The organism is Pseudomonas songnenensis, assembly GCF_003696315.1.
Classification (GTDB): domain Bacteria; phylum Pseudomonadota; class Gammaproteobacteria; order Pseudomonadales; family Pseudomonadaceae; genus Stutzerimonas; species Stutzerimonas songnenensis.
The window spans coordinates 35,394-61,490 of sequence record NZ_RFFN01000006.1 but is presented as its reverse complement, the minus strand read 5'-3'; the positions used below and the strand labels follow the sequence as shown (position 1 = coordinate 61,490).

Below are 26,097 nucleotides of genomic sequence, written 5' to 3'. Positions count from 1 at the left end.
GCAGGTCCTATTCCTCGACGGCGACCGGTTCGCCCGCCGGATGAGCGTCGAGCGGCAGCAGTTCGCCGTGGGCCACCACCACCTCCAGCAGCTGCTCCCTTGGCAAGCCCCGCGCGTGCGTCAGCAGCAGGCGCATCACGCCGGCATGACAGATGACCAACAGTCGCTGGCCGGCAAAGCGCTGCCTAAGACAGTCGATGGCAGCCAGCACGCGCGCCTCGAACTGCACCAGCGGTTCGCCACCGGGTGGCGTAAAACCGTAGGGATCGGCCCAGAACAGGCCGAGCGCCTCGGCACTGTCCTGCATCAGATCGGCGGCGCTACGGCCTTCCCAGTCGCCGAAATGCAACTCGCGCAGGTCCGGCTCCAGCTGCAGCGGCAAACCCTGCTGCGCGGCCAGCTCCCGCGCGAAGGCGGCACAGCGCTGCAGCGGCGAGCTGACCAGCACGTCCCAAGGGCCGGCAAGTGCCACCGCATCGCGCATCTGCTGCCAGCCATGAGCGGTCAGGGCATCGTCGAGACTGCCGCGAAAGCCGCCGCCCTGCTCGGTCTCGCCATGGCGCAGCAGATCGATGCGCGTGATCATGCAGTTCGGTCCGACACTGCGGCTTCAGCGAACGTCGCCATGTCGTTGTGCAGCGCGCAGGCCTGCTGCAACAACGGCACCGCCAACGCCGCCCCGCTGCCTTCACCCAGGCGCAAGCCGAGATCGAGCAACGGCACGGCACCGAGCGCTTCCAGGACGGCCAGATGACCAGGCTCGGCAGAACGATGGGCGAAAATCAGCCACGGCCGGCAGGCCGGATTCAGCCGCACCGCACAGAGTGCGGCAGCGCTGCAAATAAAGCCGTCGACCAGCACCGGAACACCCAGCTGCGCGCAGCACAGGTAAGCACCCGCCAAGGCCGCGATTTCGAATCCGCCTAGACGGCGCAAGGCTTCCAGCGGCTCGCCACAGTACGCAGCATGCAATCGGACCGCGCTCTGGATCACCTGAATCTTGTGGCGAACGCCAGCCAGATCGAGGCCGGTGCCCGGCCCGACCAGGGTCAACGGCGAGCGCGGCAGCAGCACGGCAGCCAACGCGCTGGCGCTGGTGGTATTGCCGATGCCCATTTCGCCACCGATGAACAGCTGGGCAGAACCTTCCGCAGCACGCTGCGCACTGTCGCGGCCGGCTGCAAGGGCCAGACGCAATTGTTCGCCGCTCATTGCCGCTTCGCGAATGAAGTTCGCCGTGCCAGGGCCAAGGCGCAGGTGATTTACGCCCTCCAACTGCAGCGGCTCCACGGTGCCCAGATCGGTTACCTCCAATGGCGCACCCAGGCGTCGCGACAGCACGCTAAGCGCAGCGCCACCACCGACGAAGTTGCGCAGCATCTGTCCAGTCACTGATTGCGGATACGCCGAAACCCCCTCTTCCACCACCCCGTGGTCGCCGGCGAACACACTGACATGCACACGCTCGACTTGTGGGCGCTCACTGCCCTGCATGGCCGCCAGCAGCACCGCCAGACTTTCGAGCTGACCAAGCGCGCCGCGTGGTTTGGTCAGCTGGTCCTGGCGCGCCAATGCCTGGCCGCGAACGGTTTCGTCCAACGCTCGACAAGTCTCGTTCCACCAATCGTGCATCATTGCGCTCCTTTCAATGTCATCGGCAGCCCGGCGACCATGAAGGTCACCCGCTGCGCCCGTTCCGCCACGGCCTGGTGCAGCCAGCCGGCCTCGTCCACATAGCGGCGGGTCAGCTCGCCCAGCGGCACCACCCCGAGGCCGGTCTCGTTGCTGACCAGCAGGACTCGCCCCGGCAACCCATCCAGGCATTCGAGCAGGGCATCACGCTCCTCGGTGAGGCGCGCCGGGTCGTCCAGCATCAGCAGGTTGGTCAGCCAGAGGGTCAGGCAGTCGACCAGCAGGCAGCGATTCGCGGCAGCCTGCTCGCGAAGCACCCGAGCGAGTTGCAGGGGTTCTTCGACCAGTGTCCAGTGCGCCGGGCGCCGCTCACGGTGATGGGCGATGCGCTCAGTCATCTCGCCGTCCAGCGCCTGGCTTGTGGCGATATAGGTAACTGACAGGCCGCTTTCGGCAGCCAGCCGCTCGGCAAAGCGGCTCTTGCCTGAGCGGGCACCGCCAAGGATCAGTTCCAGCATGTTCAGCCTCCCAGCCCGCAGAGTCGGCGCAGGTGCGCGGTATCCAGATGCGTCTCGACCAGGTCGGCGAGGCGCTCGATGTCACGCTCGCGCAACCCGTGGTAATCGACGGTTTGTACCGCCTCAAGCCCAGCCCAGCGCAGCAGCGCGGCACAGGCCTCGGGGCCTTCGAACAGGCCGTGCAGGTAGGTGCCGAGAATCTGGCCATCGGTGCTGATGGCGCCATCGCAGCGTCCGTCGTCGAGCCGCACGGCTGGCTGCTCAAGGGCCGGGCCATTGCTGACGCCGGCATGGATCTCGTAGCCGCTGACCGGCACGCCGCCCGGTAGCAACCGGCCGGTGACGTTGCGCAACTGCTTGTCGGTCTCAAGAACCGTGTCGAAATCCAGCAGCCCAAGCGCCTCGCTCTCCCCCGCCGGACCTTCCAGCCCGAGCGGATCGGCAATGCGCGTGCCGAGCATCTGCAGGCCGCCGCAGATGCCCAGCAATTTGCCGCCGTAGCGCAGGTGCTTGCGGATCGCCCCTTCCCAGCCGTTGGCGCGCAGCCAGGCAAGGTCGGCGCGCACGCTTTTCGAACCGGGCAGGATGATCAGATCGGCAGCCGGGATCGCCTGTCCGGGACCGACGAATTGCAGATCGACCTGCGGGTGCAGGCGCAACGGATCGAAATCGGTGTGATTACTGATGCGCGGCAGCACGGGCACCACCACCTTCAGCGTCTCGCCGGCCCTGCCGGACTGGCGCACGTCGATGGCGTCCTCGGCTTCCAGATGGAAATCCATCAGATACGGCAGCACGCCCAGCACCGGCTTGCCGGTGCGTTGTTCCAGCCAGTCGAGGCCGGGCTGCAACAGCGCGATATCGCCGCGGAAACGGTTGATGACGAAGCCCTGCACCCGCGCCTGCTCGCTTTCGGAAAGCAACGCCAGGGTGCCGACCAGATGGGCGAACACGCCCCCCTTGTCGATATCGGCGATCAGTATCACCGGGCAGTCCGCCGCCTCGGCGAAGCCCATGTTGGCGATATCACCGGCGCGCAGATTGATCTCCGCAGGCGAGCCTGCGCCCTCGACCATCACCACGCGATAAGCCGCTGACAGCCGCCGGTACGAATCGAGCACCGCCTGCATCGCCACGCGCTTGTAGTCGTGGTAGGCAACGGCATCCATGCTGGTTACCGCGCGGCCGTGGATGATCACCTGGGCACCGATGTCGCTGTTGGGCTTCAGGAGCACCGGGTTCATGTCGGTGTGCGGCGCAAGGTTCGCCGCCTGCGCCTGTACGGCCTGAGCCCTGCCGATTTCACCGCCATCTGCAGTCACCGCGCTGTTGAGCGCCATGTTCTGCGGTTTGAACGGCACGACGGCAACGCCCTGGCGTGCCAGCCAGCGGCACAGCGCAGTCACCAGCGTGCTCTTGCCGGCATCCGAGGTGGTGCCCTGCACCATCAGCGTGGTCATGGATGTTGCTCCCTGAAGGATTGCAGTGCCTGCTCCAGGCGCGCCCAGCCGACATCGGTCGGCAGGCCGAAGCGAACGCTGGAAGGCTGCGCGAAAAGCCGGGTGAGAATGCCGCGACGGGCGAGAAAGTCATGCAAGAGCGCGGCGTCGGCGCTGACCCGCCACTGGAACAGTGCGCAGCCACCGAGCGGCGCCAGCTCGTGGCGCCGCAGCAGATCAACCAGGCGCTGGCCGTCGCAGTGCAGGCATTCGCGCTGGCGCTGTTGAGCGGACTGATCGGCCAGCAGCTCGGCAGCGAGCTGCCGGGTCGGGCCATTCACCGTCCAGGGGCCGAGCAGCCTGGCGAGGGAACGCAACAGGCCGGCATGAGCCAGCACGAAGCCCAGTCGCGCGCCAGCCAGGCCGAAGAACTTGCCGAACGAGCGCAGCACGACCAGTCCCGGCAGGTGGCTGTGCGCGGCCAGGCTGTGCTCGGGCGTGCAGTCCATGAACGCCTCATCCACCACCAGCCAACCGCCGTACGCCGCCAGATCGCTGCGCCATTCCAGCAGACGCTGCGGCGCGATCATCTGGCCGGTGGGATTGTTCGGGTTGACCACCACCAGCACGTCGAGCTGATCCAGCGCGCGCGGCACGCTGGCCTCGCAGAGCTCGACGACCCGATGGCCGAGGCGGCGCCAGGCCTCGGCGTGCTCGGCATAACAGGGCGACACGATGCCGACCCGCGCCTGCCCGCGCAGGCGCGGCAAGGCCTGAATGGCACTCTGCGAACCGGCCACCGGCAACACCGCACGCGCGCCGTAGTACTGCCGCGCCGCCTCCTCCAGGCCATCGTCAGGCTCTGGCAGACGTGTCCAGGCGCAGCTGGAAATGCTCGGCAACGGCGGGTGATAAGGGGCGATACCGGTGGAAAGGTCGAGCCAATCCGAAAGCGGAATGCCGTAGCGCTGTGCGGCTGCGCGCAGTCGTCCACCGTGCTCAAGCATAGAGCCAGCCACCGAACAGCAGCGCCAGCAGCCAGACACCGACGCCCCCCCAGACCAGGTCCAGCGCATGTTCGATATGCCGCGCCTGCGGGGCGCTGCCCCGGCCCAGCTCGGGCCGTGCATGCACTTCGCCGTGATAAATGGCAGAGCCGCCCAACACCACACCCAGCGCCCCAGCTCCGGACGCCATTACCGGACCGGCGTTGGGGCTGTCCCACAGCGGTGCCTGGGTGCGCCAGCAACGCAGCGCGCGGCGGGTGCGCCCGAGCAGTGCGTAGGTCAGCGCGACCAGCCGTGCCGGCACGTAATTGAGCACGTCGTCGATGCGCGCCGCGGCCCAGCCAAAGCGCTCGAAGCGCGCGTTGCGATAGCCCCACATGGCGTCCAGCGTGTTGCTCAGGCGATACAGCACCACACCCGGCGCGCCCGCGACGGCGAACCAGAACAGCGCGGCGAACACCGCATCGCTGCCGTTCTCCAGTACCGACTCGGTGGCCGCGCGGGCCACGCCCTCCTCATCCAGCTGCGTGGTGTCGCGGCTGACGATCCAACCGACGCGGCGGCGTGCCTCGGGCAGATCATGCCGCCACAGCGCCTGCGCCACCGGCAGTGCATGCTCGCCGAGGCTGCGCAGGCCCAGGGCCAGATAGAGCAGCACGATCTCCACCAGCCAGCCGATGCCCGGCAACAGGCTGAGCAGCCAGGCCAGCACGGTCAGTGGCAACACCGCCAGGCACCAGGCGGTCACCCCGTGGCTGCGCCAGCCGCGCGCCGCAGCCCCGTTGAAATGCTGTTCCAGGCGATCGGCCAGGCGACCGAAGGCCACCAGTGGATGTGCCCGCTTCGGCTCGCCTAGCAACGCATCCAGCAGCAGCGCCGCGCCAACGGTGAGGAACAGACTCACTCGGCCCTCTGCGCGCAGGCACTGATCAGCGCATGCAGCTGGCGTACGCCGTCGGTCAGCACCGCCGGGCCGGGGTTGAGGATGTCCGGCGACTTGATCTCGTACAGCTGGCCCGTGCGCACCGCCGGAATCGCCTGCCAGCCTGGCCGGGCCGCCACCTGTTCCGGCCGGAAACGGCGGCCACACCAGGAGCCGACGATCAGCTCCGGCGCGCGGCGCACCACGTCCTGCGGGTCCTCGATGATGCGTTGCTTGGCGCGCTTGAATGGCGCGAGCTCGGCGAAGCAGTCCTCGCCACCGGCCAGTTCGATCAGCTCGCTGACCCAGGCGATGCCGGATATCAGCGGCTCATTCCACTCCTCGAAATACACCCGCGGCCGGCGCGGCAAAGTTGCCGCGCTGGCGCGGATGGCATCCAGCCCCGCCTGCAGCTCGGCGATCAGCGCCCGCGCACGCTCGCCGGCATGCACCAGCGCACCGAGGGTCTCGATCATGCGCAGGATGCCGGCGATATCGCGCTGGTTGAACAGGTGCACTTCCAGCCCTTCACGCGCCAGCTCGGCGAGCATGTCGCCCTGCAGGTCGCTGTAGCCGAGCACCAGGTCCGGCTCCAGGGCGAGAATCTGCTCATGCTTGACGCTGGTGAAGCCGCTGACCTTGGGCTTCTCCTTGCGGGCCTGCGGCGGACGCACGGTGAAGCCGGAAATGCCGACGATGCGCGCCTGCTCGCCCAGCAGGTAAAGCGTTTCGCAGGTCTCGGTGGACAGGCAGACGATGCGCTGCGGCCCCTTGCTCATTTCGCCTCCCAGGCATTCTCGAAAACCAGTTCGTGCAGCGGTCGCGGCGTGGTCCAGCCCTCCAGTGCCAGCATCGGCACCGGGTAGAACTCCTGCACCGGCCCGAGACAGAGTATCGCCACCGGCTTGGCACCTTCCGGCATACCGAGCAAGGCGGCCAGCGCAGCGGGATCGAACAGTGACACCCAGCCCAGCCCCAGGCCTTCCGCCCGCGCCGCGAGCCAGAGATTCTGGATCGCGCAGGCCAGCGAGGCGAGGTCCATCTCCGGCAGCGTGCGGCGGCCGAAGATATGTTGCTCGCGGCCATCCATCAACGCGGCAACCAGCAGCTCGGCACAATCCTCGATGCCCTCGACCTTGAGCCGCATGAACTCGGCGGAACGCTCGCCGAGCGCCTGGGCCGTGCGTTGACGCTCCTCGCCGACCAGATCGGCGATGGCCGTGCGCAACTCGGCGCGGGTGATGCGGATAAAGCGCCACGGTTGCATCAGGCCGACACTGGGTGCCTGATGCGCCGCGTTGAGCAGCCTCGACAGCAGCTCCGGTGCCACCTCGCCGCCGGCGAAATGGCGCATGTCGCGACGCTCGCCGATGGCGCGATAGACCGCCGCGCGCTCCTGCGGGCTGAAGGCATGCGCGCTCATGGCCGGAACAGCGCCGCGGCGGCTGCCGGATCGGACGGTAGGTAGAGGTGGATGTAGGACGCCGTCAGCCGGCCCCGGCGATAGACCGCTTCGGCAGTGCGCTTGTAGTTCGGGCACTCGCCGCGAGCTAACGGCTCGAGTGGCGACTCCAGCGCGGAATGGTGGAAGGTGTGCCCGCGCAGCCGCCCTTCCGGCAGCTCCACTTCCTGCAGCGCCAATGCCGTCAGGCGCTTGTGCATGCGCGCCTCGCCGGGCAGCAGGCCGAGCATCTGCGCGCGCTCGTCGCCGCGGTCGGTCAGCCCGTCGAGCAGGTAGAGCATGCCGCCGCACTCGGCCAGGATCGGCTTGCCCGCCTCATGATGCGCGCGGATCGCCTCGGCCATCGGTCCGTTGCGCGACAGTGCACGCAGGTGCAGTTCGGGGTAACCCCCCGGCAGGTACAGGCTGTCCACGGCCGGCAAGCGGGCGAAGCGCAGCGGCGAGAAAAACAGCAACTCGGCGCCCAACGCCTGCAGCAGGTCGAGATTGGCCTGGTAGAGAAAGGCAAAGGCCGCATCGCGCGCGACACCGATGCGTACACCCGCCAGCAGGGGTTCGAGCGGCGCGCTGGCCGGCGCGGCGAAGGTGACCGGTGCAGGCAACTCGGTGTCGGCACTGATTGCCAGGGCATCGGCCGCGGCATCCAGGCGGGCGTCCAGATCAGCCAGCTCCTCGGCCTGCACCAGCCCGAGGTGCCGACTGGGCAGCTCCACCTCGACACTGCGCGGCAGGGCGCCGTACCAGCGGATCGATTCCGGCAGGCTGTCGCGCAGAATCTCGCCATGCCGGGCGCTGCCGACCCGATTGGCCAACACGCCGTCGAACGGCAGGTCCGGCTGGAAGCTGCTCAGCCCGTGCGCCATGGCGCCGAAGGTCTGCGCCATGGCCGAGCCATCGATGACCGCCAGCACCGGCACGCCGAAGCGCCGCGCCAGATCGGCCGCCGAGGGCGCACCATCGAACAGGCCCATCACCCCTTCGATCAGGATCAGGTCGGCCTCGCCCGCCGCTTCCCAGAGCAGGCGCCGCGACTCCTCTTCGCCGACCATCCACAGGTCGAGCTGATAGACCGGCTTGCCGCTGGCACGCGCGAGGATCATCGGGTCGAGAAAGTCCGGCCCGCACTTGAACACCCGCACGCGCTTGCCCTGCCGCGCATGCAACCGCGCCAGCGCCGCGGTGACGGTGGTCTTGCCCTGGCCGGAAGCAGGTGCGGCGATCAACAGTGCCGGGCAGTTTCTACTGGTCATCGCGGTCTCCCGTTCACCATTTCACGCAGGCAGGTGCCGTAGGGTGGATGACGCTTCACCCATCCACCGTCACTGGTCGCAACGATCATCAGAACTCCACGCCTTTCTGCGCCTTAACACCCGCCTTGAACGCGTGCTTGATCAGGCCCATTTCGGTGACGGTATCCGCCGCCTCGATCAGCCCGTCCGGCGCGCCGCGGCCGGTGACCACCACGTGCTGCAGCAGCGGCCGCGACTCGACGTCGGCAAGCACCGGCGCGAGCTCCAGGTAGCCGTACTTCAATGCGATGTTCAGCTCATCGAGCACCACCAGGCCAATCTCTGGATCGGCCAGCAGCTCGGCCGCCACCGCCCAGGCTTCGCGGGCCTTGGCGATGTCACGCTGGCGATCCTGGGTTTCCCAGGTGAAGCCCTCGCCCATGACGTGGTAGCGCACCTCATCCGGAAAGCGCCGAAAGAACGCCTCCTCGCCGGTGCTGGCCGCGCCCTTGATGAACTGCACCACGCCGACCTTCATGCCATGGCCCAGCGCACGCGCCAGCATGCCGAAGGCCGAGCTGCTCTTGCCCTTGCCGTTGCCGGTATGCACCAGCAGCAGGCCGTACTCGTCCTGCGCCTCGGCGATCTTCTCGTCCATCAGCGCCTTCTTGCGCTGCATGCGCGCCTTGTGGCGTTCGTCGCGTTCGCTCGACTCGCTCATGCCCGCGCCTCGCCGCGCTGGGCGCTCCATGCGCGCAGGCCGATGAACAACAGCGCCGCAACGCCAACGTACAGCGCCAGGGATGACAGGTAACGCGGGTAGTAGGTGGCGATTCGGTCGACCAGCAGCATCAGGCTCGGCTCGGGGTAGCGCCCGGAGAAATAGAGGAAGCCGCCGCCGGAGAACAGGTAGCAGACGAAGGCGCTGACCATCACGCACAGCGCCAAGGTCGCCAGACTGCTGAATTGGTCACGATGCCAGCGGGCATACAGGCGCCCGCCCAACCACAGCGAACCGTAGGCCGGCACCAGCATCCAGTAGGCCGGCGACATGCACCAGTCGCTCACACCCGCCCACTGGATGGCGGCGAAATCGAGCAGCGAAGCCTCGAGAAACAGCGCCGGAAACACCCACTTCGGCCGTACGAGCACACCGGCGAGAAAGAACACCGCCCAGGACGCGCTGGGCAGGTTGACGCTGGCGAAGTGCTGTCCGCGGGTCATGGCCAGCAGCGCAGCGAGCGCAAGGCCCACCAGCAGCTGGTATCTCGGGGCAAGCTTGATCATTGCAGTCTCCTTTGTTGGGCGCGGGCGACATGCCCGCGCCGCAGTCTTACAAGGCCTGGTAGCGCACCGTCAGGTAGGCCGCCTGGCCGGGCTGGTTGTAACCCTCCGCGGTCTCGTAGTCGGCATCCAGCAGGTTGGCGACGCGCGCCTGCAGGCGCCACTCGGGGGTAATGCGGTATTCGCCGCGCAGATCGAGGGTGGCGTAGCCGGACAGCTCGCGGGTGTTGGCCAGATCGTCGTAGCGCTGTCCCTCGGCATGCAGGCTGGCACCGACGCTGAAGGCGCCGAGCCGGCGATCGAGGTCGAGGTTGAACAGCTGCTTGGCGCGACGCGCCAGTTCGTTGCCCCGGTTGGCGCCGGCGGAGCGGTTCTCCGGTTCCAGCAGGCTGTAGTTGGCATTCCAGTCCCAGCCGAGCAGTTGGCTGCCGAGCACCAGCTCGACCCCGCGGATGCGCGCTTGCTGCACGTTGGCCGGAGCGGAGATGCTGGCGTCATAGGCGATGAGCTCATCGACCACGGTGCGATAGGTATTCACTGCCCACTGCCCCCAACGATGCTGCCCGGCAAGGCCGACCTCAAGGCTCCTGGAGGTTTCCGCATCCAGTTCGGGATTGCCGTAGCCGGGGAAATACAGCTCGTTGAAGGTCGGCGCCTTGAATGCCGTGCCGTAGCTAATGGTTCCGCGCAACCAGTCGGTCAGCGCATAGCCGTAGCCGATGTTGCCGGTGTCGTGCTGGCCGAACTGCTCGTTGTCATCACGACGCAGCGAAAGCTGCCAGTCATGGCGGCCGACCTCGCCAAGGTATTGAGCGAAGTAGCCGTCGTTGTCCCGAGAATCCTCGGCGTACACCGTCGTGCCATTGACCTCGTCGCGCTGGTGGTCTGCGCCCAGCGTTAGGGTATGGCCGGTGGCGAGCTCGATATCGTTCTGCCAGCTGAGCGTGTCGCGACGGCTGTCGAAACGCGAGTTGAACCGCCCGTCCTGATAGGCATCGGACTTGTCTTCGCTGCGTCCGGCCTGCAGCGTCACCCGCCAGGGCTCCAGTGGACTGAAGCGCGCGCGCGTGCCGAATACTTTCGACTCGCCATCGGCGTTTGCGCCGAAGCCAGATGTGCGCTTGCTGTTCACGCTGTCGTAATCGTTGTGCGCCTTGGCCTGCAGCAGGTTGGCGTCCAGCTCCAGGCCATTGTCGAAGCGGTAGCCGGCGGCAAGCGTGGCAGACAGGTTGCGATAACCATCGGCATCACTTTCGTAACCGCTGGTGCCCGCCGACTTGACGTTGATGCCATCGGTGTCCGAGCCGCTGACGCCCAGGCTGTACCAGCCACGACCGTCACCGCCGGATACGCCGGCGCTGCCCGTGTAGGTGTCATGAGTGCCGTAGCCGGCGGAGAAGAACGGCTTGACGCCCTGCCCCTGGCCCTTGCGGGTGAAGATCTGGATCACGCCGCCAATGGCTTCCGAGCCGTACAGGCTGGAACGCGGGCCGCGCACCACCTCGATGCGCTCGATCAGCTCCAGCGGCAGATCCTGCAGCGCGGCACCGCCGGCCGTTACCGAGCCGATCTTGATGCCATCGATCATTACCAACACATGGTCGGACTCGGTACCGCGCATGAACAGCGAGGTGGACTTGCCAGGCCCGCCGTTGTTGGCCAGCGAAACGCCAGGCACCTGCTTGAGCAGCTCCGGTAACGAACTCGCCTGGCTGCGCTCGATGCGCTCGCGATCCAGCACGGTGACTGCGGCCAGGCTCTGCTGGGCAGTTTGCGCGGTACGGGTGGCGGTCACCACCTGCTGTTCGAGGTCCAGCGGGGCTGCAGCCAGTTGGCCGATGGAAAAGGGGAAACTGCCGAGCAGCACACAGGCCGCTGGCTTGAAACGGGGCTTGCCAGTCAAGGTTCAGGTCTCCGTCGTGCCCACCCGCACGACTGAAAGTCGACGAAGACAGACGGAGGAACTGCAGAAGAGAAGTGAATACCACGAGGGATACGCACCCGCCCAGCGCCCGCCGCACTGTCAGTGAAATGCGACAGGCCGGTCTCCGGGCTTGCGAGCGTACGCCTTGCGGCGTCCCGAAACCGCGCCTTCCCATGCGTTGAGCACAGTGGCTGTTAGGGTTTCTCGACTCGCCTACCGTTGCGGGGGCAGCGCCGGAATCTTCGTGAGAATGGACCGGCTTCCCTGTTTCACCCCCTCGCTGAAGAGGGGGCACCTGAGGCGTCGCGGAGGTTAGTCCAAGGCCGGGCTTGGTGCAACCGCGGGGTTGTCGCAGCGCCCTGCAATTTCCGCTTGCATCTCGGTGCTCGGAACGGCGGACGCCAAAAGGCTTCGAATGCAACAATGCCCCGATCAGCCAGGACCCATATCCGACGCCATGACCAGCATCGTGCAGATTTCCGATACCCATTTCGGCACCGAACAAGCCAGCGTGGTTCAAGCACTGGAAGATCACATACGCGAACACAGCGCCGACCTGCTGGTGTTCTCCGGCGACATCACCCAGCGCGCCCGCCGCGAGCAGTTCGCCAGTGCCGCCGCCTTCGTGCAACGCGTGGAAGCCAATGGGGTGCGCGACACGCTGGTGATTCCGGGCAACCACGACATTCCGCTGTACAACGTGTTCGCGCGCCTGTTCACGCCCTACGGCAATTACCGCCGGCATTTCGGCGACGAACTGGAACCGGTTTTCGAGAACGAGCAGATGCTGGTGATCGGGCTCAATACCACCCATCCGCGCCGGCACAAGGACGGCGTGGTGACGGCGCGACAAGTCGAGGACGTGGCTCGACGTCTGGGGGAAAGCGACCCGCGCAAGATTCGCATCGTGGTGGCCCACCAGCCATTCGGCGCGATGGTACCGAGCGACCTGAGCAACCTGCAGCACGGCGCCGAACCCGCGCTGCAGCGCTGGGCCGAACACGGGCTGGATCTGGTCATGGGCGGGCATATCCATCTGCCCTATGTGCTGCCGCTGTCCAGGCAGTACAGCGGCCTCGCGCGCGAGATCTGGATGGTGCAGGCCGGCACCACGCTCTCGACCCGCCTGCGTGGCACCTCACCGAACTCCTTCAACCGCCTCAAGCTGCACCCGGGCGCCGAAAAGAAGGTCTGCGTGGAGCGCTGGGATCTTTCCGGCGGCCGCTTCGTGCTGGGTTCGCACTTCAACCTGAGCTGGTGACTCCGGCGCTCGCGCGTGGTGATCAGCCTATCGACAGACCGATCAGGTAGACACCGGCGAAACCGATGTTGAAGGCGACGAACAGATAGAGCATGTGCCGCAGGTAGCTGCCGAAGGTCAGCCCCGGCACCTTGCTCATCGCGACGATACCGGCGGCCGAACCGATCACCAGCAGCGAACCACCGACGCCGACCGCATAGGTCAGAACCATCCATTCGGCAACGCCCATTTCCAGCCCGGACTTGAGCAACGCGGCGGTCAGCGGCACGTTGTCGATCGCCGCCGACATCACCCCCATCAGGTAGTTGGCCATCACCGCCGGCACCTGGTCATAGATGTGCACCAGCCCGTCAAGCACGCGGATCTCCTTGAGCATGCCCACCAGCAGCAGGATGCCGAGGAAGAAGAACAGCGTCTCGAACTCCACCTGACGCACGTACTCGAGGATCGGGTCGGAATCGTTGTCGTCACTGAAGAAGCGCGCCACCAGGAACATCACCGACAGCCCGGCGAGGAAGGTCAGCACTGGCGGAATCTGGAACAGGAAGTTGCCGATGATGGTGCTCAGAATGGTGCACAGGAAGATCAGCGCAATCGCCACATCGACGCCACGCACATCGTTGCGCTGGCCTTGCACCATCACCTCGCCTTTCATGCCGATCGACAGCATCGCTGCCAGCACCATCACCGCGATAAACGCCGGCACGGCCAGCACCAGCAGCTGGAGTATTGCCACCTTGCCAGCCAGGAAGATCATCAGCGTGGTGACGTCACCGGTGATCAGCGCGACGCCACCGGAGTTGACGGCAAACACCACCAGCGTGGCGAACTTGATGGTCTTCGCCCGATCCAGCTGCAGCGAGAGGATCAGGGTGATGGAGACCAGCGTCGCGGTAATGTTGTCGGCCAGCGACGAGAACACGAAGCAGAAGGTGGCGGTGAGAAACAGCAGCGCGCGCTCGCTGATTCTTTTCGGCAACACGAGATAGATCAGGTTCTCGATCATCCCCTTCTTGTTCAGATAGGCGACGAAGGTCATGGCCGCCACCAGGAAAATCCACAGCCCGGCAATTTCGGCGATGTTTTCGTTGAGGCTCTCCAGCACGGTTTCCCGCGCCTCGCCGGCCGGAGCGAAGATGAAAAGCAGCAGCCAGGCCAGCGTGCCGAAGAACAGCGTCACCTTGGCCTTGTTTACATGGGTTATTTCTTCAAGCACGACACCAAGCAGTGCCGCCACCGCCAGTGCAATCAGCACGTACGTCAGCAATACAGGCATAACTCACCTAATGGGAAAGCAGGGAAAGGGGCTTGTGCACAGCGGGCTGCGCACGGAAGGAAAATTGGGCAGCGCATGGTAGCCAAACGCCGAGACGAGCGAAATCACCGCATGTCAAACGGAGACTGTTTCAGGATGTGATATCAGCAGAGGCAACGCATGGGCTGCCAAGAGGGGAACAGCGACTCAGGGGTTGCGTGCCAGCTGTTCGTGATCGAGCACACGCTTGGCACCCAGGTAGTTTTTCTGCCAGTAGCTGGCGCCAAGACTGTCCAGGCGTACCGTGCCACCGGACGAAGGCGCATGGACGAAACGGTCCTGACCGACATAGATACCGGCGTGGCTGACGCGCCGGCCTCCGCTGGTAGCGAAAAACACCAGATCACCGGGTTGCAGCGCATGGCGCCGCACGGCCGGCCCGCGCAGATTGCTCATTTCCTGCGTGGTACGAGGCAGGCTGATGCCGGCCGCGCCGCGATAGACGTAGCCGATCAGCCCGCTGCAGTCGAAGCCGCTGTCCGGCGTATTGCCGCCCCAGCGATAGGGCGTGCCGACCAGCCCGAGCGCGCTGAACAGCACATCTTCGGCAACACCGGGCACCGGATGAGTGACATTGGGTTCCTGAACGACTGGCGGCGCCGGCGGCTGACCGGCACAGGCGGCCAGCAGCGCAAAGAGAACGACAAGCGTAAGACGGGCCGGGTAGTGCATCGCAGAGCGGTCCAGGCAAATGAGCCATCACTCTGCCGGCATGCGGGGCCAGACGCAACCCCCGCAAGTCGCCAAATCAGCGTTGAGCCGTATGCGGCTCCAGATCGGTAGCCAGCGCCAGGACGCGCTTGGCTTCCATGTAGCTGGCACGCCAGTACTTGTCATCGAGGCTGTCGACGCGTACGCCGCCGCTGCGGCTGCTGGAAGCATGGATGAACTGGTCATCGCCGATGTAGATGCCGGCGTGGCTGACGCGACCGCGGCCGCGGTTGTTGAAGAACACCACGTCACCCGGCTCCAGCTCGTTGCGCTTGACCACCGGCGCGTCGAGGTTGATCAGCTCGCGGGTGGAGCGTGGCAGCTCGAGCCCTGCTTCCTTGCGGAACAGGAAGCCGACGAAGCCGCTGCAGTCGAAGCCGGTCTTCACCGAACTGCCGCCGAAGCGATAAGGCGTACCGACCAAGGTAAAGCCACGTTCGAGGATGCTGTCAGCCAGTTCCGGCAGCTGGTATTCGTGCTCGTCGGTGAGCTCGGCCAGCGACTCTTCTTCGCTCTTGTCGAGGGCCGCGAAGTCGAAGCCAGCCAGGGGATGGTTTTGCGACAGCCGAGGCGATTCGATCTGCTGCTCGGTCTGTACAGGCTGACCGGCACAGGCCGTCAGCAGGGCGATAAGTGCGAGAGGCACGAGGGGTGCGAAGCGTTTGCGCATGGGCACGACCGTGTCGGTGATTTCAAAGTGCCGGCGACTATGCCTTCTATCGCTTCGATGATCAAATTTAATCGGACGAAATGTGACGGATTAAATGCGACAAAACGTCTACGGCCCTTCCTTCCAGCCGCACGTCGGCAAACGGGCTGATATCGGTCGGTTGTAGATTCACCTCGACGACGAAGCCACCGCTCTGTCGGGCTCGCCAGACGGGTTCGAGGATGTAGCCGAAGCTCGCCGTCGTGCCCACTACCAGCACGGCGTCAAAGCCGATACGCGATTGTTCCTGCAACGTAGCCAGGGCTGTCGCAGGCAGCATTTCCTCGAATAGCACCACGGCGGGACGCAGCACCCCGTCGCAAGTCAGGCAACGTGGCGGCAATGGCTGATCCAGCAGCGAAGGCAGTGGACGTTCGTCGACCTTGCCGCAGCCCATGCACGACAGCGGCGCCAGCTGACCGTGAATCTCGATCAAGCGATCCGGCGGACTGCCGGCGCGGCGGTGAAAGCCATCGATGTTCTGGGTCAGCACCCAGGTGCCCGGCTTGCGCCGCTGCAGCTCGGCGATGGCGAAGTGACCCGCGTTGGGTTCGGCCGCCAGGCAGGCCCGCCCGATCTCGGCGAGATACTTCCAGCACAACGCCGGATCACGCCGCAGCGTCGGCCCGGATAGCGCCACCTCGATCGGCAGGCCGTCTTCGGTTTCGCCGTTATAGAGCCCGCCGAGGCCACGATAGGTGGGCAGCCCGGAATCGGCCGACAGCCCTGCCCCGGTGATGATCAGAATGCGTTCGGCGCCGCTCAGCGCCTGGGCGGCCTTGTCGATATCCATGAATGTCGCGAACCCGTTTCGGTGGCACTCCCCCGATCATGCGGGGAACCGATGGCCGCGTCGCGACCACGGCCATCAGCCTACGAATCGCCGCGCCTGACTGCAAAGGCATTCGCCCCTGCTCAGCCCAGCTGGGCCTGGAACAGCACCGCGTAGCCCAAAGCACACAACAGCCAGGCCGGCAGCGGGCCGAGCAGCCAGCGCCAGCCCCACCATTGCGGCACGAAGCCGACGCCGTGCACGAAGCCTGCAGAAATACCCCACATCACCAGCATCAGCTGCGGGTGACTGTAGCCGCCCTGCCCGTCCAGCATCGCCGCTGGATGGATCAGCAGCACCAGCGCCAGCGGCGAAGCCAGCAGCAGGGAAAGTACGCGGCCGGCCGGCCCATAACTGAGCCGGTGCAGGACGCCGCTCACGGCTCGGCGTCCAGATCCTGTGTGGCTTCCAGCCACAGCGCGTTGATGATGCCGAAGCTGCAGGCCAGCAGCACACCGAGAATCCAGGTGAAGTACCACATAGTCATTGCTCCTTGGCGGGCGGGCGCGGCGGCCCACCCGCTCGGTCAGTACAGCCCGTGGGGGTTGGCTTCAATGGTTTTCTGGGTGAGCCGGCCCCACATGCGCACGTAGCTCCACAGCGTGTAGCAGAGGATCAGCGGCACGAAGAGGCAGGCCACGACGAACATGATGCCCAGGGTCTTCTGGCTCGACACCGCGTCCCAGATAGTCAGGCTCGACGCCGGATCGAGGCTCGACGGAAAGACGAAGGGAAACAGGGCGAAACCGGCGGTGCAGATGCTACCAACGATCATCAGGCTGGTTCCGACGAAGCTCACTCCACCGCTGTTGCGACTGCAACCGAGCAGCGCCAGCAACGCCCCGAGAATGCCCGCGACCGGCGCGATAACGGTGATCGGATAGCGTCCATAGTTGCCCAGCCAACCCGCATTGTCCTGCACCACCTGCTTATCCAGCAGCGGATTGAGCGCTGCCCCCGGATCGGTAACTGACAGTTGGGTGAAGCCCTGGACGCCCAGCATCAGCCACAACCCGGCGGCAACAAAGCCGAACAGGAACACCAGCACGCACAGGCGCGTGGCCTGCCGCGAGCGCTCGGCTAACGCGCCGTCAGTGCGCAGCATCAGCCAGGCGCCGCCGTGAGCGCTGAGCATGCTCAGGCTGACGATGCCGCAGAGCAGCGCGAACGGGTTGAGCAGCGCGAAGAACGAGCCCTGGTAGGTCGAGCGCATCAGCTCGTCGAGCTGGAACGGCAGGCCAAGGAACAGGTTGCCGAAGGCCACGCCGAACACCAACGCTGGCACCGCACCGCCGACGAACAAGGCCCAGTCCCAGGCGCTGCGCCAGCGCGGATCTTCCACCTTGCTGCGGTAGTCGAAGCCCACCGGCCGGCAGAACAGCGCGAACAGCACCAGCAGCATCGCCCAGTACAAGCCGGAGAAAGCGACCGCATAGACCATCGGCCAGGCGGCGAACAGCGCGCCGCCAGCGGTGATGAACCACACCTGATTGCCATCCCAGTGCGGCGCAATGGTGTTGATCGCCACGCGTCGCTCGTTGTCGGTCTTGCCGACGAAGGGCATCAGTGCCATAGCGCCCATGTCGAAGCCATCGGTCAGGGCGAAGCCGATCAGCAACACACCGATCAGCACCCACCAGACAAGTTTGAGTACTTCGTAATCGAACATTTCGTATCCCCCTCAGACGCTGCCGGGCTGGGAAGTCAGGCCACTCGGCTGCGCCGGTGCCACCAGTGCTTCACGCACGTTCCGCTCGAAGTGATAACGACCGGTGTGCAGGCTGCTCGGCCCAAGCCGTGCGAAGCGGATCATCAGGAACATCTCGATCACCAGCAGCAGGCTGTAGAAGGCCACCAGGGCGATCAACGAGCCCCAGATATCACCGGCCGCCAGCGTCGAGGTGGACAGATGGGTCGGCAGTACCTCGGCGATCGACCACGGCTGGCGGCCATGCTCGGCGACATACCAGCCGGTCTGCGCCGCGATCCACGGCAGCGGCAGGCTGAACAGCGCAAACCTGAGCAGCCAGGGTTTGGTCTCGGCATTGCGCTTGATCGAGGCCCAGCTCGCCAGGGCGAACAGCACCAGCATCAGAAAGCCGGCAGCGACCATCACGCGGAAGGTCCAGAACAGGCTGAACACGTCGGGAATGGTGTCCAGTGCAGCGAGCTTGATCTGTTCTTCGCTGGCGTCCACCACATCGGCGGTGTACTTCTTCAGCAGCAGCCCGTAACCCAGGTCCTGCTTGACCTCGTTGAACGCGGCGATGGCTTCGGCTGACTTGTCGCCGCTACGCAGCACCTGTAGCCGCTCGTAGGCGAGCATGCCGTTGCGGATGCGCAGCTCGTGCTCGGCGACCAGCTGCCTGATGCCCCTGACCTCCTCGTCCACCGAGCGCGTAGCGATCAGGCCTAGTGCATAAGGGATCTTCACTTCGTAATCGGTGCGCATCTCCTGCTGATTGGGCAGGCCGAACAGGGTGAAGCCGGCCGGCGCCGGGTGGGTATCCCACTCGGCTTCGATGGCCGCCAGCTTGACCTTCTGCACGTCACCGATCTCATAGCCGGATTCGTCGCCAAGAATGATCACCGAGATCGTCGACGCCAGGCCGAACACCGCCGCGATGGCGAACGAGCGGCGGGCAAAGCCCAGGTCGCGCTTCTTCAATAGATAGAAGGACGAGATTGCCAGCACAAAGATCGCCCCGGTGACGTAGCCAGCCGACACCGTGTGGACGAACTTGACCTGCGCCACCGGGTTGAACAGCAGCGCACCGAAGTCCACCAGTTCCATGCGCATGGTCTCGAAGTTGAATTCCGAGCCCACCGGGTTCTGCATCCAGCCGTTGGCAATGAGGATCCATAGCGCCGAGAGGTTCGAGCCCAGCGCCACCAGCCAGGTTACGGCCAGGTGCTGCACCTTGCTGAGCCGATCCCAGCCGAAGAAGAACAGGCCGATGAAGGTCGATTCGAGAAAGAACGCCATCAGCCCTTCGATGGCCAGCGGTGCACCGAAGATGTCGCCGACGTAGTGGCTGTAGTAGGCCCAGTTGGTGCCGAACTGGAACTCCATGGTCAGGCCGGTGGTGACGCCCAGGGCGAAGTTGATGCCGAACAGCTTGCCCCAGAACTGGGTCATGTCCTTGTAGACCTGCTTGCCGGTCATGACATAGACCGACTCCATGATCGCCAGCAGGAACGCCAGCCCCAGGGTCAGCGGCACGAAGAGAAAGTGATACATAGCCGTCATGGCGAACTGCAGACGCGATAAATCGACAACGCTTTCCGAGATCATCTCGGCCCTCCCTCGGGGTTTGAGCCCCGCGAATCAAGCAAATGGTCGGCAACGCGCACCGAACCGTTCTCGGGAATGCTGGGTGCATCGAACCAGACGTTTTTTATGGTTATGAGGATTGCGACCTTGACCAGCACTACCAGCACGACGTCTCGCCGGAGCGATGACTTGAACATGCCTACCTCCTTGCGTGACCGCCCGAGCGCCTGGCGCTCCGGCAGCATGTTGCGATTGAAGGCCCCCTTGGGGTGGGGGCCGGCATCCAGGCGCGACGCCTGGACTCAATCGCGAAGCCCCGAACCACCCGTGGAAGCTGCTCTGGTTCGAGGCAGACAAAGTGTCCGGCGCACCCTGCAAGCCGACAACTGCGACAGCCTGCCCCACCCGCCCGGGCCGCCCCGTGCCGATGCGGCGCTGCGCTCGTAGCACCCGGCGACACTGGCAAGCGACGGCGGGGCAGATACAACGAGATCGCCAGACTGTGGCGCCCTGTCGCAGTCATGGCACACGCAACCAGCGGCGAAATCCGTTGCCGGCCGTACTCGACAGCGGGCTCCAGGCGAAGTCCCAGGGCGCTGGCGGCAGCTCTTCCGCCTCGGCGGCGAGCGGGCGTGCACCCTGGCGAATCCGCGGCTTCCAGTCGAATACATGCTCGCTGCTGCCGCGCCAGCCGAGCACGACGCCGATTGCCGGGCTGTCATCGCTGGCGACCCAACGCGCCGCGGCGGCAAGCATCATGGCCTCGATCTGCTCCGGCTCGACCAGCTCGCGGTAGTCGGAGGCCAGCAACCAGCGGCAGACACCAAGGTGGAAGGTCCAGTCCAGCGCCAGCTGGCAGCCGTAGGCCCAGGTCATGAACTGGCGAAAGATCTCCAGTCCCTCTGGCGGGTCGAGCTTGAGCAGCCGCGGGCAGACATCGAACAGCGCATGCCAGTACGGCAGCAACTTGGCATCCAGATGCACGAAGCTGCGGGCGTTGCTGGGGTAATCGGGAAAAGGCAGCCGATAGCTCACGCGGCTATCGGCGCGGGTGAATCGTTCCATCATGGTCATGTGAAATCCCCTGAATTGACTGGGCCGTCGGAAGGCTCCGACAGGTAGCCGTCTGGTCCGCCACTGCTGGACAGAAGGACGGCGAATCACGTCAATCAGGAAATCTCAGGGTGCGCGCGGATTCAGTGCCGGCCAGTGGTGGCGCGGGCCGTGACGCTCAATCGGTGGTAGCGGGGTTGCACCTGTCGCGCGACGCCCCAGCCAGGCCAAGGCGAACAGTGCGACGATGGCGAGGAAAACCGAACTGCACAGCGGGCAGTCGAGGGCATGCTGCGACAAGTCATGTAAATCGGAGGGGAGCGCGCCGAGGCCGGTGCCGCCATCGTCGCCGGTGATGCAGAAGGCGTCCTGCCCCATGGCCAGTCCGAAGCCCACATGGGTGGCGTGGTTCAGACTGCAGACAAAGGCATTGAGCAGGATGCAGGTGAAGAGCACCCATACGATCTGCGCACGCTTGTCTTTGACGATGGTCATGTTTCGACTTTACACCGCGCGCCTGGGCACGGCGCTGCGCTAAAGCGTCGCAGCCTCGTCAGTGGTTGACGGTGAACGCCAGCATCGCCGAGAGCTGACACAGCGGACGGCCGCTTTCCGCCTGCCACAGGTTGAATGCGGCCTGCACCGCGGCCTGATCGCGCTGACTGCTCGGCACCTTGTCGACAATTTCCTGCGCCTTGAGCGCGGCTACCACGTCATTGCTGGGCACAAAGGTGTCCTTGCCGGCCATGCGCAACAGGCGCGGCGCCGACAGGCCACCGAGCTGGCTGCCGTGCCTGGTCAGGTAACGCCACAGGCCGACGATGTCGCTGCTCGGCCAATCGGCCAGCAGGTTGCCGAAGCTGCCCCTTTCCCTGGCGACATCGAGCACGAACTGCGCGTTGCGCGGCACGCTCTTGAGCTTGCCGAGATGACGGATCAGTCGGGTGTCCTGCATCAGTCGCTCGATGTGCTCGCCGCCCATCAGCACGACTTTCTCCGGGTCGAAACCGAAGAACGCCTGCTCGAAGGCCGGCCACTTGGCATCCACCAAACTGTGCTTGAGGCCGGCGCGGAAGATGCGCAGGCTGATCAGCGACAGGTAGCGGTCGTCCGGGACGGCTCGCAGCTCATCGGTGCTGCGCGGCTGCGGCAACCGTGCTTCCAGCGCCGCCGCGGAGCCAAAGCGATTGAGGCAGTATTCGTGCAGCCATTTGTAGTCATGCATAGTTCAGATCCGATGGTGACGGCAGCGGCACAGGGTGCCGATGACGAGCCGACCTCGCAAGTCCGCCGCCGACGCAGCTGGGCAGCAGCGGTCAGGTGGCGTTCGCGCAGGCGGGTCTGAACGAATGTTCGCGGGCAAGCCCGCTTCCACTGTGAAGCCGGCGCAAGCCGGGTGACACCGCGTGGTACGCGTCCCATTGCCCTGACACCAGGCGCGCAGACGGTGGACAAGCTTCGCGTTGTCCACCCTACGAGCAGAACGTCGCTCGCTTGCGAGCCGGCTCAGACGTGCAACAGGCTCCCGGTATCAACCACGCAGCCGCTGCGCCGCCTGACGCAGCATTTCCTCGGTCGCCGTCCAGCCCAGGCAGCCGTCGGTGATCGACACGCCGTAGCGCAATTCACTGGAGAGCGGCTGGCAGCCATCGAACAGGTGGCTCTCCAGCATTACGCCACGCAGGCTCATGTCGCCGGCCAGGCGCTGCTCGATCACCGACTCCAGCACCGCGGGCTGGCGCAGTGGGTTCTTGCCGCTGTTGGCGTGACTGCAATCCACCATGATGCGCGGAGCAATGCCCTGCTTTTCCAGCGTGCGACGAGCAGCAGCGACACTGGTCGCGTCGTAGTTGGGTGCGCCGTGACCGCCACGCAGCACCAGATGGGTATCCGGATTGCCGCGGGTCTGCAGCAGGGCGGGATGGCCGAGATCGTCGATGCCGAAGTGCTGATGCGGATGTTCCGCTGAGCGCATGGCATCGCAGGCGATGCCCAGACTGCCATCGGTGCCATTCTTGAAGCCCACCGGCAGGTCCAGCCCACTGACCAGCTCGCGATGGATCTGCGACTCGCTGGTGCGTGCACCGATCGCGGCCCAACCGAGCAGATCGTCGAAGTACCCCGCAGCCAGCGGCTGCAGCAGTTCGGTGGCGATCGGCAGACCGGTTTCGAGAATATCCAGCATCAGCCGCCGCGACAGGTGCAACCCTTCAGCCATATTGCCGCTGCCATCGAGGTGCGGATCGTAGACCAGCCCTTTCCAGCCGACGGTGGTGCGCGGCTTTTCCACATAGGCGCGCATCACCAGCAGCAGCTGGTCGCTGACTTCGTGCACGAGCGCGGCCAGACGCTCGGCGTATTCGAGCGCGGCGACAGGATCGTGCAGGGAACAGGGTCCGACGACCACCAGCAGGCGCGGGTCGTGGCCGTCGAGCACCGCGCGGATGGCGTTGCGGTCGCTGTGGATGCGTGCAGCAAGGGCGCCGCTCAAGGGGAGACGCTGGCGCAGTACCGCGGGGCTTGGCAGCGGCTGCGCGCTACGGCGAGCGACGCTGGCTTCGGCGGTGGCGGCGGATTGGGTGGCAAGTACAGTGGCGGATGCATTCATGATCTGGCGGTTCCTTCTGCCGGCGCGGGTGGTCCGCGGCGGCGCTAGTCGGGTGTTCGTTCGCGTGAGGGCTGTTTGGCGTCGAAGCGGCTAAATCGCCAGTCATAGCGGTAATAACGATCGGTGCGGTAGGTGGTCATGGCGTGTTCCTCGTTGCGTTATGGCCGTCAGGTGGCCGAAAAAACAAAACCCCCGGTCGGGTGGCCGACCGGGGGTTCGAAAACTGCTCTGGTGGCGACCCTGCTTTGCTAGGGCGCCTGTGGGGTATCAGGCGCGCCTGTGGCTAAACCAATACCCGAAGTAATAACCAGCGGCGGCAACCTGCTGCCCACGAACGACCACAGTGCGAATGGCACAGGCATCGACAACGTTGAGGGCTACAGGGTTCAGGGACATGCTGATCTCCAGAAGATGGCCGAACCATACTCCGCCAGACGTGCGGCTTTCAACCCGCATGGCGAAAAAGCTCGTCGGGTGGGCTTCCGCCCACCGAGGCGATGCGGTGGATGACGATGGCGGACTGAACAAGCCCGCCCTGCGGAAACCGCGAGCGCGACTTACAGGCTCATCACATCGACGAAGCGCGGCGTGGCGCTGTCGTCGATACGCAGGCTCTTGAAGTCGAACAGGTTGCGATCGGCCAGCTGCGAGGGCACCACGTTCTGCAGCGCGCGGAACATGATCTCGGTGCGCCCCGGCGACTTGCGCTCCCACTCCTGCAGCATTTCCTTGACCACCTGGCGCTGCAGGTTCTCCTGCGAGCCGCAGAGGTTGCACGGGATGATGGGGAACTCCTTCATCTTCGAGTACGCCTCGATGTCCGCCTCGCTGCAGTAGGCCAGCGGGCGAATCACCACATTGCGTCCATCGTCGGAGAGCAGCTTGGGCGGCATGGCCTTCAGCGTGCCGCCGTAGAACATGTTGAGGAAGAAGGTTTCCAGGATGTCGTCGCGATGGTGACCGAGCGCCATCTTGGTCGCGCCGATCTCGTCGGCGAAGGTGTACAGCGTGCCCCGGCGCAGGCGTGAGCACAGCGAACAGGTGGTCTTGCCTTCCGGAATCTTCTCCTTCACCACCGAGTAGGTGTCCTTCTCGATGATGTGGTACTCGACACCGATGGACTTCAGGTATTCGGGAAGGACGTGCTCGGGAAAGCCGGGCTGCTTCTGGTCCATGTTCACGGCAACGATCTCGAACCTGATCGGCGCGACCTTCTGTAGATAGAGCAGCACGTCGAGCATGGTGTAGCTGTCCTTGCCGCCAGACAGGCAGACCATGACCTTGTCGCCATCCTCGATCATGTTGAAGTCGGTGACGGCCTCGCCGGCGAGGCGGCGCAGGCGCTTCTGCAGTTTGTTCTGGTTGACCGAGAGGTTGCCCATGTCAGGTGTCCGGTTGAGATGCGAAAGGCGCGCATTTTACGCGTAAACAGTCACTGGCCCCAGCCCGTTCGCCGTTTGCCCGTTGTGAACCAGCCCCGTTCGGGCGCCTTGGATGCTGTGCTAGGCTCGCCCGATGGACGACCTCTCCCCCGCACTGGATCTGCCAGACCACCTGCTCGTACTGCTGCAGGAAAACCCCGAAGGCTGCAGCGAATACGCGCTGATCCAACAGCTCAAACGTCGGCACAGCACGCACATCCCCAATTTGCCGCTGACCGACAAGCTGGTGCTGTTTCGCACGCACTTCCTGGTCTTCAACGCACTGTATCTGCTGCGCGACCGGCTCTGGGCCGAAGCCAGCGGCCATTTGCAGATCAGTCCGCTGCATGTTCAGTTGCTGCCTTATGCGAGTGCCACCGCCGGACTCTGCGAGCAGGACGCACTGCGCGAGTACTATCTGGATCTCTCCAATCTGAAAGACACCGGCGAAGACGATGTCGAGCGCCTGCTCGCGAGCTTCTGGACGCGCATGCAGGGCAGCGATGAGAAGCGCGCGGCACTCGAACTGTTCGAACTGGATCGCTCCGTGCAGCCCCTCACGCTGGAGCTGATCAAGCGTCGCTACCGCCAGCTGGTGGGCCTGCATCATCCTGATCGAGGCGGCAGCACGCAGCGCCTGCAGTCGATCAACCTGGCCATGGAAATACTCCAGCGCTATTACCGATGACGCGATAGCTTCGAAACGCTCTAACCCCGCTGATGCATCGCCGATTGGCGTTCCTATACTGCGACATAAGGTCGCACGCGCCGTCCTCGATGACGACCGCCAGGCGAAGCGACCCTCCATAAACAGAGGAGACGCTGGCATGATCAATCACGTTTGGGGTTTGTTCACTCACCCTGGCCAGGAGTGGACTGAAATCCGCGGTGAAGAAGAAACCGTCAGCCACATGTACCTGACTCATGTGTTGCTGCTCGCTGCGATTCCGGCGGTATCGGCATATATCGGAGCCACGCAGGTCGGCTGGAGCATCGGCGGTGGAGAGCCGGTCAAGCTGACACAGGCCAGTTGCATGCAGTTGGCGATACTTTCCTACTTCGCCATGCTGGCTGGCGTAGCCGTAATGGGCGGCTTCATCCACTGGATGGCGCGCACCTATGACGCTAATCCGACACTTACCCAGTGCATCGTCTTCGCCGCTTACACCGCGACTCCACTATTCATTGGCGGGCTTGCCGGGCTCTACCCTCACCTGTGGCTCGGCATGCTGGTCGGTACGGCGGCGGTCTGCTACACGGCTTACCTGCTCTATGTAGGGTTGCCGAAGTTCATGAACATTCCGGAGGACGAGGGGTTCATGTTCTCCAGCTCCGTGCTTGCCGTGGGGCTGGTGGTGCTGGTGGCGATCATCGCGTTGTCGGTGATTACCTGGGGCATGGGCATCGGCCCGGTGTACGTACGCTGACAACCGCAATCCTCAACCAGGCCGCCCTCGGGCGGCCTTTTCGTTTGCCAAGAATGTGCCCGCATCATG

At 65.1% G+C, this 26,097-nt stretch carries 29 protein-coding genes and 1 riboswitch; of the genes, 3 read left to right on the top strand and 26 right to left on the bottom strand.

The genetic code is table 11. The features are described from left to right. Positions 1-7 precede the first annotated feature (7 nt). The 12 genes from cobC to btuB all read right to left on the bottom strand — a co-directional run bounded on the left by cobC (position 8) and on the right by btuB (position 11,396). Positions 8-586 (bottom strand): alpha-ribazole phosphatase family protein, encoded by a 579-nt coding sequence (gene cobC, locus EA798_RS15935; protein WP_122099560.1) that lies wholly within the window; start codon positions 584-586, stop codon positions 8-10. Next, positions 583-1,635, bottom strand: coding sequence for a nicotinate-nucleotide--dimethylbenzimidazole phosphoribosyltransferase (gene cobT / locus EA798_RS15930; RefSeq protein ID WP_244221287.1), 1,053 nt, complete (start codon positions 1,633-1,635; stop codon positions 583-585). Before cobT ends, cobC begins: the two co-directional genes overlap by 4 nt. After that, positions 1,632-2,150: a bifunctional adenosylcobinamide kinase/adenosylcobinamide-phosphate guanylyltransferase gene (cobU, locus tag EA798_RS15925; protein WP_122099558.1), complete on the bottom strand. Its 519-nt coding sequence runs from the start codon at positions 2,148-2,150 to the stop codon at positions 1,632-1,634. Before cobU ends, cobT begins: the two co-directional genes overlap by 4 nt. A 2-nt stretch (positions 2,151-2,152) precedes the next feature. After that, positions 2,153-3,610: a cobyric acid synthase gene (locus tag EA798_RS15920; protein WP_122099557.1), complete on the bottom strand. Its 1,458-nt coding sequence runs from the start codon at positions 3,608-3,610 to the stop codon at positions 2,153-2,155. Continuing rightward, positions 3,607-4,596: a threonine-phosphate decarboxylase CobD gene (cobD, locus tag EA798_RS15915; RefSeq protein ID WP_122099556.1), complete on the bottom strand. Its 990-nt coding sequence runs from the start codon at positions 4,594-4,596 to the stop codon at positions 3,607-3,609. The genes EA798_RS15920 and cobD overlap by 4 nt, the downstream gene beginning before the upstream one ends. Next, positions 4,589-5,500: an adenosylcobinamide-phosphate synthase CbiB gene (gene cbiB, locus EA798_RS15910; protein WP_122099555.1), complete on the bottom strand. Its 912-nt coding sequence runs from the start codon at positions 5,498-5,500 to the stop codon at positions 4,589-4,591. The genes cobD and cbiB overlap by 8 nt, the downstream gene beginning before the upstream one ends. Beyond that, positions 5,497-6,297, bottom strand: coding sequence for a cobalamin-binding protein (locus EA798_RS15905; RefSeq protein WP_122099554.1), 801 nt, complete (start codon positions 6,295-6,297; stop codon positions 5,497-5,499). The genes cbiB and EA798_RS15905 overlap by 4 nt, the downstream gene beginning before the upstream one ends. Further along, entirely contained in the window at positions 6,294-6,941 is a 648-nt protein-coding gene (gene bluB, locus EA798_RS15900) for a 5,6-dimethylbenzimidazole synthase (protein ID WP_122099553.1), read from the bottom strand. The genes EA798_RS15905 and bluB overlap by 4 nt, the downstream gene beginning before the upstream one ends. Beyond that, the gene (locus EA798_RS15895) at positions 6,938-8,230 is read right to left on the bottom strand and encodes a cobyrinic acid a,c-diamide synthase CobB (protein WP_122099552.1); all 1,293 of its coding nucleotides are present in this window, start codon (positions 8,228-8,230) and stop codon (positions 6,938-6,940) included. The genes bluB and EA798_RS15895 overlap by 4 nt, the downstream gene beginning before the upstream one ends. 88 nt (positions 8,231-8,318) lie before the next feature. Then, positions 8,319-8,930, bottom strand: coding sequence for a cob(I)yrinic acid a,c-diamide adenosyltransferase (gene cobO, locus EA798_RS15890; RefSeq protein WP_122099551.1), 612 nt, complete (start codon positions 8,928-8,930; stop codon positions 8,319-8,321). Next, complete coding sequence (locus EA798_RS15885) at positions 8,927-9,496, bottom strand: hypothetical protein (protein ID WP_048328720.1); 570 nt, start codon at positions 9,494-9,496, stop codon at positions 8,927-8,929. The genes cobO and EA798_RS15885 overlap by 4 nt, the downstream gene beginning before the upstream one ends. A gap of 46 nt (positions 9,497-9,542) precedes the next feature. Further along, a complete protein-coding gene (gene btuB / locus EA798_RS15880) occupies positions 9,543-11,396 on the bottom strand; it encodes a TonB-dependent vitamin B12 receptor (protein WP_122099550.1) in 1,854 nt (617 codons plus the stop codon). Positions 11,397-11,515: 119 nt separating this feature from the next. Further along, positions 11,516-11,731: riboswitch (cobalamin riboswitch) on the bottom strand. 143 nt (positions 11,732-11,874) lie between these two features. On the opposite strand from btuB, the gene EA798_RS15875 reads away from it, so the two are divergent. After that, a complete protein-coding gene (locus tag EA798_RS15875; protein WP_106155525.1) occupies positions 11,875-12,678 on the top strand; it encodes a metallophosphoesterase family protein in 804 nt (267 codons plus the stop codon). Between the two features lie 22 nt (positions 12,679-12,700). On the opposite strand, the gene nhaD is transcribed toward EA798_RS15875, so the two are convergent. The 14 genes from nhaD to ttcA form a co-directional block, all read right to left on the bottom strand. Beyond that, positions 12,701-13,954, bottom strand: coding sequence for a sodium:proton antiporter NhaD (gene nhaD, locus EA798_RS15870; RefSeq protein WP_122099549.1), 1,254 nt, complete (start codon positions 13,952-13,954; stop codon positions 12,701-12,703). A 186-nt stretch (positions 13,955-14,140) separates the two neighbouring features. Beyond that, positions 14,141-14,665 (bottom strand): C40 family peptidase, encoded by a 525-nt coding sequence (locus EA798_RS15865; RefSeq protein WP_122099548.1) that lies wholly within the window; start codon positions 14,663-14,665, stop codon positions 14,141-14,143. Between the two features lie 76 nt (positions 14,666-14,741). Then, positions 14,742-15,374, bottom strand: coding sequence for a C40 family peptidase (locus EA798_RS15860; RefSeq protein WP_122099547.1), 633 nt, complete (start codon positions 15,372-15,374; stop codon positions 14,742-14,744). Positions 15,375-15,441: 67 nt separating this feature from the next. Further along, positions 15,442-16,206: an NAD-dependent deacylase gene (locus EA798_RS15855; RefSeq protein ID WP_122099546.1), complete on the bottom strand. Its 765-nt coding sequence runs from the start codon at positions 16,204-16,206 to the stop codon at positions 15,442-15,444. 122 nt (positions 16,207-16,328) lie between these two features. Further along, a complete protein-coding gene (locus EA798_RS15850; RefSeq protein WP_122099545.1) occupies positions 16,329-16,625 on the bottom strand; it encodes a cyd operon YbgE family protein in 297 nt (98 codons plus the stop codon). After that, positions 16,622-16,726 (bottom strand): cytochrome bd-I oxidase subunit CydX, encoded by a 105-nt coding sequence (gene cydX / locus EA798_RS15845; protein ID WP_003292563.1) that lies wholly within the window; start codon positions 16,724-16,726, stop codon positions 16,622-16,624. The genes EA798_RS15850 and cydX overlap by 4 nt, the downstream gene beginning before the upstream one ends. Before the next feature lie 45 nt (positions 16,727-16,771). After that, entirely contained in the window at positions 16,772-17,914 is a 1,143-nt protein-coding gene (gene cydB / locus EA798_RS15840; protein ID WP_122099544.1) for a cytochrome d ubiquinol oxidase subunit II, read from the bottom strand. A gap of 12 nt (positions 17,915-17,926) precedes the next feature. Further along, complete coding sequence (locus EA798_RS15835) at positions 17,927-19,540, bottom strand: cytochrome ubiquinol oxidase subunit I (protein ID WP_122099543.1); 1,614 nt, start codon at positions 19,538-19,540, stop codon at positions 17,927-17,929. Beyond that, complete coding sequence (cydP, locus tag EA798_RS15830) at positions 19,537-19,716, bottom strand: cytochrome oxidase putative small subunit CydP (RefSeq protein ID WP_045157703.1); 180 nt, start codon at positions 19,714-19,716, stop codon at positions 19,537-19,539. Before cydP ends, EA798_RS15835 begins: the two co-directional genes overlap by 4 nt. A 322-nt stretch (positions 19,717-20,038) precedes the next feature. After that, on the bottom strand, positions 20,039-20,593 hold the full coding sequence (locus EA798_RS15825; protein ID WP_122099542.1) for a putative natural product biosynthesis protein: 555 nt from the start codon (positions 20,591-20,593) through the stop codon (positions 20,039-20,041). A 105-nt stretch (positions 20,594-20,698) separates the two neighbouring features. Next, on the bottom strand, positions 20,699-21,067 hold the full coding sequence (locus EA798_RS15820) for a DUF2946 domain-containing protein (protein ID WP_102821403.1): 369 nt from the start codon (positions 21,065-21,067) through the stop codon (positions 20,699-20,701). Positions 21,068-21,125: 58 nt separating this feature from the next. Continuing rightward, positions 21,126-21,797 carry a DNA-3-methyladenine glycosylase I gene (locus EA798_RS15815; protein WP_122099541.1) on the bottom strand — a complete coding sequence of 224 codons (672 nt, stop codon included), beginning with the start codon at positions 21,795-21,797 and terminating at the stop codon, positions 21,126-21,128. 306 nt (positions 21,798-22,103) lie between these two features. Further along, positions 22,104-23,180 carry a 3-deoxy-7-phosphoheptulonate synthase gene (locus EA798_RS15810; RefSeq protein WP_122099540.1) on the bottom strand — a complete coding sequence of 359 codons (1,077 nt, stop codon included), beginning with the start codon at positions 23,178-23,180 and terminating at the stop codon, positions 22,104-22,106. A gap of 557 nt (positions 23,181-23,737) precedes the next feature. After that, the gene (gene ttcA / locus EA798_RS15795; protein ID WP_106155538.1) at positions 23,738-24,562 is read right to left on the bottom strand and encodes a tRNA 2-thiocytidine(32) synthetase TtcA; all 825 of its coding nucleotides are present in this window, start codon (positions 24,560-24,562) and stop codon (positions 23,738-23,740) included. A 133-nt stretch (positions 24,563-24,695) separates the two neighbouring features. On the opposite strand from ttcA, the gene EA798_RS15790 reads away from it, so the two are divergent. Together EA798_RS15790 and EA798_RS15785 are read left to right on the top strand one after the other, a co-directional pair. Next, entirely contained in the window at positions 24,696-25,289 is a 594-nt protein-coding gene (locus EA798_RS15790) for a DNA-J related domain-containing protein (protein WP_106155539.1), read from the top strand. 139 nt (positions 25,290-25,428) lie between these two features. Then, positions 25,429-26,028, top strand: coding sequence for a Yip1 family protein (locus EA798_RS15785; RefSeq protein ID WP_015277777.1), 600 nt, complete (start codon positions 25,429-25,431; stop codon positions 26,026-26,028). Positions 26,029-26,097: the final 69 nt, after the last annotated feature.